An 11,900-nucleotide genomic window follows, 5' to 3' on the forward strand; every position below is an offset into this window, starting at 1 on the left:
CTCCGTCCTGGTCCGCGTCCTGCGACGCGGAGAGATCGCCAATCCTGCCTGTGCAGGCACGCCGAGACGATTACCTGCGAAGTAAGGCGAGCCCATCACCAAGATCTACTTTCGATACGCGCCCTAGAGCGGTAGCCCCTACCGAGAGGGCTCTGCGTAGGTCAGGCCCGTGTTGGTCCTGCCTGCGCATCCTGCAACTCACCTGCGGTGAAGCTTCCATACAGATGCCGGGAGGTGGCTGTCGCACGCGGTGTTGAGGTGGGTGAGGTGCTGGAGCGCTTCATTGCTGAGTCCCAGGGCCTCGGTGAGGCGGCGGACGGTTGTGTATGTGGTTCCTCGTGTGACGGCAGCTTGTTCGAAGTCCTTGATCTGAGTCAGAAGGTCGCGCGGGACGGCAGGGTTCGTCTGTTGCTGGCTCCGTCGTTGTGCCTTGGCACGTTCGTAGTCGATCTCGGACGTGCCGCAGACGGTGCGGCAGCGTGCCTCTGCTTCGTCGAGCGTGGTCGTGTCGGTGACGGCTTGGGCGAGACGGTTGGCGGCGAACGTGGCTGCCAGGTCAACCTGGTGGACGGTAGGGCCTTCGGCGGTGAGCGGGACCGGGAGTCCGGCGTCGCGGATCTCGCACAGGCCTCGGGCGCCCAGGGCAGCGGCCGTGAGGAGAGCCGTTGCCTCGGAGGGGTGCCAGGTGAGTACCGGGATGATGGTTTGGGTGTGCTCGGGCGTGAAGGTCGCGATCCGGGGGCCGAGGCGTGGGCGCAGGAGGTCTGCGGGGAGCTCGCCGTCCAGGCCGGGGCCCGCCACCAGGAGGCGTACAGGCGCCTCGGCGCGGACGCAGGCGGCCAGGGTGAGGGCGTCGGCCAGTGGGCTGCGCAGGGTGGGTTCGTCGCCATGGGCCAGGATGTCGCCGCCGACGTCCAGGAGGTCGATCGACTCCGGGGCGAAGCGGGTGATCAGTTCGGTGAGTTGGTGGGTGATGCCTGTTGCCCCGGCGTATGGGTCGATCAGGGCGAAAGTGTGGGAGAGCTCGGCTGCGAGGCGGGGGAGCATTGACGCGTGTGGTGGCTTCAAGGTCGCGTTGCCGGGGACTGCCCAGACGTGTGGGGTGAGTTGGCGCAGGCCGATGAAGTCGGCAGGGGAGCGCGGGCCCGGCACCGGGTCGACGATCAGGCGGTCCCAGGAGTACGTCAGGATCAGCGCCGGCGTCTCGTCCTCGCTGTAGAGCGCGGCGTGCAGCATCGCTGCCGCTACCGCGTCGCCGCCTCCTCCCGCCGCCACAATGAGCCGTTTCACGAGAACAGGGTAGGGGTCTGCCTCGCTCGCGCACACCTATAGTGGCCACTGGTATTAGCCAGTCGGTGAAGGGAATGTCGCGTGCCCGAGATCGCTGAGGCCTTGCCCAAGTACCTACAGATCGCCCAGTTCCTTCGCGATCAGATCCTGCGTGGGGACCTGCAGCCAGGTGAAGAGGTGCCGTCCGAGCGGCAGCTGGCTGCCGATTGGAACGTCTCCCGGCCGACCAGCGCCCGGGCCTTGGAGGCGCTTCGGCATCAAGGGTTTGTCGAGAAGCGGCAGGGCTCGGGGACGTACGTACGTGATCAGCATGTGCATCGGCGGGCTCGCGAGCGCTATGGGCGGGCACGGCAGACGGGGCGAATCTATGGGCCGGGGGAGTACGCGGTCATCGCGTCGGCCGGGTATGCCGAGGCGCCCGATCATGTGGTTGAGGCGCTTGAACTCGGCAAGGACCGCAGGGCAGTTCAGCGGCGGCGGGTGACCAACTCGGGAGAAGGACCCGTCGAGGTTTCCACCTCCTGGTTCCCGGGCGATCTGGGGCGCAGGGCGCCCAAGCTCGTCGAGCCCGAGCGGATCCGTGAAGGCACGGTCATGTACGTCGAGGAAGTCACCGGGCGTCGTGGCAGTTATGGCGAAGATCGTGTCTGCGCTCGGTTGGCCACCGAGGAAGAGGGTGACGAGCTTGGGCTCGAACTGCCCGCTGCGGTCTTGGTGGTTCACCATGTCGTTTACGACCTGCAGGACCGTCCGCTGGAGTTCGCGGAGGCCGTATATCCGCCAGGGCGCTGGGCGTTCGAGCAGGGTTACCCGTTGGGGTGAGTGGCGGGTGTCGCTTCCTCGGAAACCCTTGCGGCCCGAAGTGGACAATGCCACTATCCGGTAAGTGGCCTTAGCCACTTACCGGAAGGGGAAGCGCAATGACGCGCACCGACTGTAACTCCGGCGACGACGCCCTACTCGAACCTCTCGGCGGGATGGTCCTCTACCCCCTCCCTGAGTCGGTCGGGCGGGCTCGCCGCTGGTTCCGGAAGTTCACCGAGCCGTACCAACTCGACTGCTCCATCGATGACTGCGTGCTGATGGTCTCGGAGTTGGTCACCAACGCCATCCTCTACGGGAAGGCGGACGAGCCCTGGCGGGTGCGCGTCCGCTGGTACCGCTTAGGTGAAGCGCTGCGCGTGGACGTACACAATCCCGGCTGCCCCGCCCATGTCCGCCTGCGCTCGCCTCGGGTCACGGAGGCTCACGGGCGCGGCCTGCTTCTTGTCGACGCGCTGGCCGATGAGTGGTGGTCTGGCCCAAGTCGTCATGGCGGGACCGCTGTTGTGTTCGTCATGCATCGCGCATTCAAGCCCGGCTAAGAGGCTGCTAAGGGCCTACTGCGGGCGGGGCAGCGTGTCGAAAGCACGTCCGGAATCCGGCCTCTTGAGGTGTCAGTAGTACTCACACCTCTCTGGGCTGGAGTAGTCGTGGACATCAACCCCGCACGCCCCGATCGTGAATCTGGTCGGCAGCCTTGGCGCTACCGACCCGCTGCGGATCGCGGCCACGAGCGCACGTACTCCGGTTACGTGGCCCGCGTGGATGGCAGCGAAGGCACCCGTCTGCGCCATCAGCTGGCGGATGCAGTTCACTCCCTCCTTGCTTGGGCCGTCCTCGACTCCAGCAAGGTCAGGCCACCCTCCGATGAGGAGGCCCCATGACGACAATCAGGGACCTCGGCAGCGGCGGTGTCCCTTCCGCGCCCGCCCTGTCTGACCTCTCCGTCTCCCCCTTCGGTATGCCTCTCGCCCTGCTCCACGGTGAAGTGAGGGTGGCATGGGTGGGGCGCACCTCGACGGAGGATCAGCAGGATCCGCGGCAGTCGCTCCTCCGGCAATGGGAACGGTGCAAGTCCGCGCTTCCCGAAGCCTGGGCTGTCGTCTGCCATTTCTACGATGTCGAGTCGGGGCGCAAAGAGCTCAGCGAGCGGAGTCGGGGTAAGGACTTCGTGCGGTTCGGGATTCCTATCGCTCGCGACGGCGGCATCGTCGACCTGCTCGCTGAGGCCGCCCGCCCCGACCGTCGCTTCGACGCCGTCATCTGTGAGAGCACCTCCCGCGTTGCCCGCCGCATGTACGAGAACCTCTCCGTGGAGCGGGAGTTGGAGCGCGCCGGAGTGCCCCTGTTCGCCTGGAACGAGCCGATCAAGCTCGACGGCGGGCGTGCTCAGCAGATCTTGCAGCGGCGGATCAATCAGTCCGTTGCCGAGTACGAGGTCTTCAATGCGCTGGAGACCTCGTGGGGCGGGCTCTGCACCCACGTACGCGAAGGCTGGAACATCGGGAAGCCGCCCTACGGCTACAGGGCGAAGGCCTACCGCCACCCCAACCCGGCCAAGGCCGCGAGAGGCGCGACCAAGAGCAGGCTGGAGCCGGACGGGGCGAGGGCGGAGACGGTCACGCAGATTGCGCTGTGGCGCTATCACGAGGGCATCGGATACTCCACGATCGTGGATCGGCTTAACGCCGACCCGGACAGGTATCCGCCGCCCACTCCGCCCGGTGGCAGCGCGCGGGCGCGCGGGGCTTGGAGTAAGTCCACCGTCTGCGATCTGCTGCGCAATCCGAAGTACACCGGCTATCAGGTCTTCAACCGCCGTGCTACGCGTTCCCGGCGCGGAGCGGTTAATGATCCCCAGCTGTGGGTGTGGTCGCTGGAACCTGTGCACGAGCCACTGATCCCGAAGTGGATGTTCGACGAGCTGGCCGTCCGCCGCCAGGCCAAGCGCGGGTCGCGTGATGGCAACGCGCTCAACAAGCACCCCGCCACGCGCCGCACCTACGTACTGCGCGGAATGATCCACTGCGCCTGCGGGCGCCGCCTGTTCGGTAACCACCGGCATCGGACGACCTACTACACATGCTGGCCCCGGGCCAACAACCGCGGCCGCCCGGACGTCTACGCCGGGCATCCGAAGACCCTCTACATCAACGAAGCCGACCTCCTTGAAGCCATCGGAGCCTTCTTCGCTGATCGGGTCTTCGGGCCGCAGCGCCGCGCCCTCCTGGCTGCAGACCTACGCAATGCAGACGTACGCGCAGCCCAGGAGCGCGAGACCGAGCGGGAACGTCATCAGCGCACCCGCGACGACATCGCGCGCCGCCAGAGCAACGTCCTCCGTCAGGCCCAGGACGCGGACCCAAGTGACCCCTTCACTCGCGGCCTCCGGCAGGCATACAACGATCTGGAGTCCCAGCGCAGGGCCGTCCTCGCCGCTGTCGCCGCCCTGGACGCTGCCGACGCCGCTGAGGTCGGTCCACCGACGGAGCAGACCGCCGACCTCCTCGACGCGCTGCCGTACCTGGCACTCAACCTTGCCCGCGCCCCCGAGCACCTCCAGCGACAGCTCTACGAGATCACCCAGCTCACCATCCGCCTGCACGCCAGCAGCGACGACGTCACCCTCAGCGTCAAGCTGCCCGCCGACCGGCTCCCGGAGATCAGCAACGCAGCGGAGATGATCACCAGCGCCGCAGCAGCCCCCAGGCACGCACAAGGGCCCGCGACCAACCAGGTCGCGGGCCCTTGCCCAAGCAGTGCATCCCGTACAGACCGTACGGATGCTGTCCGTGCCCCCGGCAGGATTCGAACCTGCGACACCCGCTTCATGAGCTGACGGAATCCGTGATCGAGGCTGTGGTCCCCATACTTCCTCGAACTCCTGGAGGGATGGAGGCTTCCCGGTCGTGTACTTCCCAGCTGGTGGCGTGTGGCTCGGCCAGTGCGGCGCTGAAGGTCCGCTGCACTGGCCGACTTCCTTGGGGGTGCCAGTGGGGGCAGAGAGGTCCGCGTCCTTCGCCAACGACCTTACGGCCCTGACGAGGTGGGGCACCTGCGGCGACCATGGAACGCCATCGAATGAGACTTGGTCGATCGCCTGCCGGGCAGCGCACGATGCAGCCGCCCGGATCGTGAACGTGCGAGATGGAGAAATCTTGGACGGCATGTCATGAGAACGCCACGCTCGTACCTCTCTTCTGTGAACGGCCACCGCGCCTACCGAGCGCAAACGGCCCTCACCACACGGGAGGTTGGACGGTGGAGCTCGCTGCTGCACTCTTGTCGGTGGTTGCCCCTTTGGCCCCTGCGATCAAGGGCTGGCTCGACAGCGTGGCGCATCGCAACCGGTCCTTGGCCCGGGCCGAGATCATTCGGGCCCGGCTGGCAAGACCGAGCGGCTCATGGGGCGTGCAGCCACAGCGAGAGGACGACAATGGCTGAGGAGGAGGCGGTAACCGTCGAGGTCTTGGGCGCTCTGTACGCGAAGTACCGGGTCAGCCTGACGGCCACTGCGCAGCGTGAGCTCCTTGCCCGCGGTCTGCCGGACTCGGTCGTATCGGCTGAGGACGTCGTGCAGAACGCCTTCGCCAAAGCCTTGCGCAATCCGGAATCCATCGAGCATCCGATCAGTTACCTGCGTGTGTTGATCCGCACCGAGGTGGCCAATCGGGCCCGGCAGAGAGCTGATCACGGCCGCAAGGAAGCTCGTCGTGCGGCTGATCCTTTGCGTTTCGACCCAGTCCAGTCAGCAGACTTTGCCGCACTGGTTGCCAACCGTTGTGCCATCGAGCAGGCCCTGGCCGGTCTGTCTCTCCCGCAGCGCACCGCGGTGTGGGCGACGAAAGCGCTGGACTGTACCCAGGCCGAGGCTGCGTCCCTGATGGACAGATCCCCAGGGACGGTCGCCACTCACGTCTCCCGGGGCATGGTTCTGCTACGCGCGAGCCTTGTCGCTGCCGTGGTTGCCACCCTTGTGTGTGCGGCGGGTCGCTCCATCGGCGGTCGGGTGCAACGCACTGAACCGGCGCGAGAACCCGGTGACGGAGCAGGTGCATCGCCCACCCGATGGTGGGATGAGGGACGCGCCATGTTGGTTGGACTGCAGGAGCGTTGGCCAGGGGTCGCGTGGCTGTTGCTCCTGGCGGCGTGCGGCATCCTCTGGTGGGTCTGGCGGAGCTTCCTGGGCAGTAGGCCGGGGATGTTTCTCGGCGGATGGCTGAGCGTTCGGAGGACGAGGCGGGTGTGGGGCCGTGTTGTTCGCTTGGAGTTGGCTGACGGGCCTCCCCGTCAGCAGCGCTTCACTCCCAACATCCGCCTGCAAGACCTGTTCCGCCTGGCCGGCTGGTCCAAGGGTGAACTCGCCGGACTCGTGAACCGGCAGGCGGCGGCCATGGGTCACCCGCAGGTGGCGACCGACACCTCGCGGGTACGGCGTTGGATCGACAGGGGAGAGATCCCGCGTGATCCTGTACCGCGGGTGCTTGCAGCCTTGTTCACCGAGCGACTTGGACGTGTCGTGACCATCGAGGACCTTGGTCTGGTCCGGCACGGGCGCGTGGGAAAGCGGCTGGGTGGTGGAGCGAGTGACAACCCCGACCAACTGCCGTGGGCGCCCGAGCGGACTGCTGCGGTCCTCACCGAGTTCACGGGAATGGACCTCATGCTCAACCGGCGCGGCTTGGTGGGCGTGGGCGCCGCGCTTGCCGCAGGAACCGCAGCCAGCAGCTCCACGCACGACTGGCCGTACACAGGCTCCGGCCGCTCTCAACAGGCCGAAGTGCAGCGCGCCGAGAGCCTGGGGAAGCTGGACACGCAGGCCCAGTACGCAACCCGGGAAGCCTGGAAGATCCTGGAAGTCGTCACACACGCACCGGGTGGGGTGGTGTCGCGGGCACAGATTGCCCGTTCCCTGAGGACGTTCGGCAGGGTCGAGGCGGCTGCCTTGTCGATGCTGATCCGCCAGGGCTACGTCCACCAACTCCCGGACAGCAAATACACCGCGGGACAGGACTTGGGCAGTCTCGTGGCGTACGAGGTGTCGTCGAGCTAGGCCGGCCATGCTGAGCCACCGGTCCAACAGGTACGTATCGTCGCCTTGGGGCGGTCATGTCAGGGTTTCGAAGGGTGCCTCCCGGCGTGCCCCAGGGAGCGTCGCTTGGCCCTCGCTCATCCGCATCGGTCAGGTCTTGGTCTTGGTATTCGGGGAGGTTGCCGGGTATCTCTACGGTGAGTTCTCCTCCGGGCGTGCGCAGGACGAGGAGATCCCATTTCGAGCTCTGTGGAAGGTCCTTGCGTCTGCTCAAGAGTGACCGGATCTTTTCGGCGAACGCCTGGTAGGTGCCGTTCGCCGCGAGGGAGGCCAGGCCCTGAATGTAGGGGGCTGCGACCCAGGCGCCCACGAGCACGACGATCTCGTCCGAGCCGAGGTCGATCGCGACGGGGTCCGGGCTCGGGCGGGCTCCGGGGGCGTAGCGGTCCTCCTGCTCCGGCCGCCCCTGCTTGGCCATCTCCTCCAGTCTGGCCCGGCGTTCCGCCTCCTCCCGGGCCTCCGCGTCAAGGATCGCTTTGAGGCCCTGGGACGCATGCCAGTCGTACGGGACCTCGTAGTCCTTGACGTGGAGTTCCCATGCACCGACGTCGAGTCCGTCGAGTTCCTCGGTGGACAACGCTGATCATCCCTTTCCATCGGGATGGTATGCACACGCCAAGGGGGAAGGTCAGGGGTTCGCGAGAAGGCCCGCACCGGTCCGACAGAAACGCGTCAACTACCAGTCGACGCCTGCCCGCGCGCACTGCGTTCGTATGGTGAGCCTTCTCGAACGTTCTTGAGCGCTCTGAGTTTCCAGGGTGACCGATTCGCCGCAGAGTGAAGGTCCGGCAGGGGACTGCGTTAATGACGAGGCACGCTCGACCGTATGGGGAGTGAGGGCGCGGCAGCGCCACCCATCGGAAGATCGAGGAGCGCCGGATGACGCCCCTGGAGTTCGCCGGATATGTGCCGGCAGGAGTATGCGCGGTTCGTGCGCTGGTCGCTGCGCTGCGACACTTTCGTCCGGCCGGCCCGGGCCGCCGAGATGTGCCCTGTGGCTGCGAGAGGTCCAGGAGGGAATCGCTCCCGAGTGCGACAGCCGTTGTCGAACTGGCGCGAGGCCTGCCTCCTTCAACGGCAGTGCGATATCAGGACGTCCACGGCGGTACGGTGTGGGTCTGGCGATCGGCTCCGCAACCCCCTGACCACCCGGGCATGGTGGAATCCAAGCTGTGGTGAACACAGGTCCGTCCACTCCAGATGACACCCCGTTGCAGTTCGACGGGGAACAGAGCAGGGCGCTCCTGGACTGCTACGAGAGGTACCTGCAGAAGACCGAGCGGATGATCCGGCGTACATTCCCTCTCCTGTCGGGTTCGGCGGAGGATCTGGCCCAGGAAGCGTTCCTGCGCACCGCACGTGCTTGCCACGAGAATCGGCTCAAGCCCGACACCGACATGTATCCGTACTTGTGGCAGACGGCGAAACGGCTTGCCATCGACATCCTGCGTGGCGTTTCGGAACAGCCGGCCTCGGACGAGACGCTTCACCGACTACAAGACGCGTGCGACGCCCCGATTCCGCAACCGGATGATCCGGACTATGCCGAAGTCCTCCATGACGTCATCAGACCAGCGATCGCCGAGATGCGTCCTACACAGCGCCGGACCGTCGTCGATCTCCAAAGCCAGGGCATGGAGGATGAAGCCATCTCGGCGTACCTTCAAGTGCCCAAAGCCCAGGTATCTGTGCAGAGATGCCGCGCGGTCGCCGAGATCCAGGCCATGGACAGCGTGCAGCGTCACAGTCGACAGGAGTACCTGAAGGAGCGGCGGCGCAGGGAAGGAGAGAGGGGTGAGCGATGTGAGGGGCAGTGATGGTGGCAGCCACGGTCGTCACAGCGACGCCATGGAGACGTTGACCGTTCTTCTGGACTCTCTGAGCGGCCCCGACGATTTTTGGGACCGGCCCCGTGGGGACTGGGGACTCGACAGCAACACTGCCCACGGCCGGGAAGTACACGAGATCGAGGCACGCAGGGACGCCAACTCGGCATACCGACTGGGGTCCAAGGCATTGCTCCGTGGTGACCTGTCCCTGGCCCGGAGTTGCTTCGACCGTGCCAGAACACACGAGCACCCCGGCGCGGCATTTCGAGCGGCGGTCACCGTACTGCGCGACGTCGATCAGGCGACGACGCCGGAGGATCTGCCCGCCCTCTGGTGGGAACTCCTTGAGGAGTCCTCGCAGTTCGGGCACGGTGACGCGCAGTATCTGCTCCGCACTCACCGACGGGGGACTGAAGCGGGTGCGTGTGCGGTCACAGTGCCGGATCTACCGGATCTACCGGATCTACCGGATCTACCGGATCTACCGGATCTATCGGATCTACCGGATCTGGTGGAACCGCCGGGTCTGGCGGAACCGCCGGATCTGCCGGATCCGGAGGGCTCTATGCAGGGATCCCCGCACCGCCCGCAGGACAGCCTGTTCTACGCAGAAGTCCGCGCGGCCCTCACATCCGCAACCCTGCCCAGGTCCTCTCGGCCCCAGTACGCGCATGACGATCCGTTGCCCGCCGCGCAGCCATCGGCTTCGCCTCGGTACGCGTCGGCTCTGCCCCCTGCAGAGCGACAGCTCTCAAGAGCGCGCGCGACCACACTCGAGGCACCTTCTCGCCCATCGCACCACGCCCCAGCCCTAGCCCTACTGCAGGCCGTCGCCCGAAATCCAGACGGACTGACGCGCGCACAGATCTCCCGTGAGGTGAACCTGTCTGATCCGCTTCTTCTTCAAGAGACGCTGGCGCTGCTGTGCCACGAAGGGCATCTCTCGGTCTCCGACGGCCGCTACGTCACTGCCGCCGAGTACCGAATCCCACCTCTGAAAGAAGAGAACGATCAAAGTTCCCGATCGCGTCGAGCCCTCGATGAATTGCGTGCGGAACTTGGGGCGGCCGTCTATCTGGGCAGATATGTCGATGGAGAGGTCGACGTCGCCGACTGCGCCGATGGCCCACAGACCCCGCGGGTGAACGAATGGGTGGACTTCCGGGAAGCCGCACATGCCACCGCCCTGGGGAAATGCCTGCTCGGTCAACTCGACCACGAGGGACGCATGGACCATCTGTCCCGGCACAAACCTGTCCGCCTCACTTCCAGGACCATCGCCCATGAGCGGCGCCTCCTCTCCGTGCTCGAAGGCCGGCAGGCCGACGACGCCCCAGTCCTGAGCTTGCAGGAATACGCCATCGGAACCGTATGCGCAGCCGTGCCCCTCTCCGGTGGCACGGCCATCGGCTGCCTGGCTCTGTCATTGCCCGTCGAGCACGCCCACCGTCTGCGCAGCGCGGCCCAAACCCTCAGCCTGCGAGCGCCAACTCTGCTGCTGCACCTGGAGATTTGACCCTGGTCACGCGCGCTCGCGCCGATACCCGCGCCGGATGCCGTCCCGTCGTGGCAGGCTGAGTTCATGACCTTCCGTGTCGACTCCGAGGCCGGGCGGCTGCGCCGCGTGATACTGCACCGCCCTGATCTGGAGCTGAAGCGGCTCACCCCCACCAACAAGGACGCGTTGCTCTTCGACGACGTCCTGTGGGTCCGCAGAGCCCGCCAGGAGCACGACGGATTCGCGGATGTGCTGCGGGACCGCGGGGTGACCGTCCACCTCTTCGGTGACCTGCTCACCGAGGCCTTGGACGTTCCCGCGGCCCGTCTCCTGGTCCTCGACCGGGTCTTCGACGAGAAGGAGTACGGGCCGCTCGCCACCGACCATCTGCGGGCCGCGTTCGAGACGATGCCGTCCGCCGATCTTGTCGAGGCGCTGGTCGGCGGGATGACCAAGCGGGAGTTCCTCGAGCGGCATCCGGAGCCGACGTCCGTGCGCTTCCACTGCATGGACCTGGACGACTTCCTGCTCGGCCCGCTCCCCAACCACCTCTTCACGCGCGACACTTCGGCCTGGATCCACGACGGCGTCTCCATCAACGCGATGCGCCTGCCGGCCCGGCAGCGCGAGACCGTGCACTTCGAGGCGATCTACCAGTACCACCCGCTGTTCCGCGCCGAGGACTTCCACATCTGGTCCCAGGGGCAGTCGGACTACCCCTCCACCATCGAGGGCGGCGACGTCCTGGTGATCGGCCGGGGCGCGGTGCTCATCGGGATGAGTGAGCGCACCACCCCGCAGGCCGTCGAGATGCTCGCGCACAAACTGTTCGCCGCGGGTTCGGCGCAGACGATCGTGGCGCTCGACATGCCGAAGCGGCGCGCGTTCATGCATCTCGACACGGTGATGACGATGGTCGACGGCGACACCTTCACGCAGTACGCGGGGCTCGGCATGCTCCGCTCGTACACCATCGAGCCGGGCGTCGACGGACGCGAGCTGAAGGTCACCGACCACCCGCCCGAGCACATGCACCGGGCGATCGCGGCGGCCATCGGGCTGAGCCGGATCCGGGTGCTCACCGCCACCCAGGACGTGCACGCGGCCGAGCGCGAGCAGTGGGACGACGGCTGCAACGTCCTCGCGGTCGAGCCGGGCGTCGTGGTCGCGTACGAGCGGAACTCGACCACGAACACCTATCTGCGCAAGGAGGGCATCGAGGTCATCGAGATCCGGGGGAGCGAGCTCGGCCGGGGCCGGGGCGGGCCCCGGTGCATGAGTTGCCCGGTGGAGCGGGATCCCGTCGACTGAGGGGGATGGGGGGATATAGACCCCCGCATAGACCCCCGCATAGACCCCCGCATAGACC

7 protein-coding genes and 2 pseudogenes are annotated in these 11,900 nt (G+C 66.6%); 8 read left to right on the plus strand and 1 reads right to left on the minus strand.

What is annotated here, in order from left to right; genetic code table 11:
* Window positions 1–198: 198 nt before the first annotated feature.
* Window positions 199–1,290 carry a DUF1152 domain-containing protein gene (locus E2651_RS34130; protein ID WP_135335135.1) on the minus strand — a complete coding sequence of 364 codons (1,092 nt, stop codon included), beginning with the start codon at window positions 1,288–1,290 and terminating at the stop codon, window positions 199–201.
* Window positions 1,291–1,371: 81 nt separating this feature from the next.
* Between E2651_RS34130 and E2651_RS34135 the strand changes: the two genes are divergently transcribed.
* The 8 genes and pseudogenes from E2651_RS34135 (at window position 1,372) to E2651_RS34165 (ending at window position 11,842) form a co-directional block, all read left to right on the plus strand.
* Window positions 1,372–2,112, plus strand: a complete 741-nt coding sequence (locus E2651_RS34135) for a GntR family transcriptional regulator (RefSeq protein WP_135335136.1) — start codon at window positions 1,372–1,374, stop codon at window positions 2,110–2,112.
* 98 nt (window positions 2,113–2,210) lie between these two features.
* The gene (locus E2651_RS34140) at window positions 2,211–2,654 is read left to right on the plus strand and encodes an ATP-binding protein (protein ID WP_135335137.1); all 444 of its coding nucleotides are present in this window, start codon (window positions 2,211–2,213) and stop codon (window positions 2,652–2,654) included.
* Between the two features lie 338 nt (window positions 2,655–2,992).
* The gene (locus tag E2651_RS34145) at window positions 2,993–4,951 is read left to right on the plus strand and encodes a recombinase family protein (protein WP_135335138.1); all 1,959 of its coding nucleotides are present in this window, start codon (window positions 2,993–2,995) and stop codon (window positions 4,949–4,951) included.
* A 597-nt stretch (window positions 4,952–5,548) separates the two neighbouring features.
* A pseudogene (locus tag E2651_RS45640) lies at window positions 5,549–6,034 on the plus strand (sigma-70 family RNA polymerase sigma factor); the annotation flags it as partial.
* Window positions 6,035–6,382: 348 nt separating this feature from the next.
* Window positions 6,383–6,865: pseudogene (locus E2651_RS45645) on the plus strand (hypothetical protein); the annotation flags it as partial.
* A 1,550-nt stretch (window positions 6,866–8,415) separates the two neighbouring features.
* Window positions 8,416–9,021, plus strand: a complete 606-nt coding sequence (locus tag E2651_RS34155; RefSeq protein WP_167828975.1) for a sigma-70 family RNA polymerase sigma factor — start codon at window positions 8,416–8,418, stop codon at window positions 9,019–9,021.
* Window positions 9,022–9,853: 832 nt separating this feature from the next.
* Window positions 9,854–10,549 carry an IclR family transcriptional regulator C-terminal domain-containing protein gene (locus E2651_RS34160; RefSeq protein ID WP_245239400.1) on the plus strand — a complete coding sequence of 232 codons (696 nt, stop codon included), beginning with the start codon at window positions 9,854–9,856 and terminating at the stop codon, window positions 10,547–10,549.
* Between the two features lie 66 nt (window positions 10,550–10,615).
* On the plus strand, window positions 10,616–11,842 hold the full coding sequence (locus E2651_RS34165; protein ID WP_135335141.1) for an arginine deiminase: 1,227 nt from the start codon (window positions 10,616–10,618) through the stop codon (window positions 11,840–11,842).
* The last annotated feature ends 58 nt before the right edge of the window (window positions 11,843–11,900 follow it).

Source organism: Streptomyces sp. MZ04 (assembly GCF_004684775.1).
GTDB lineage: Bacteria > Actinomycetota > Actinomycetes > Streptomycetales > Streptomycetaceae > Streptomyces.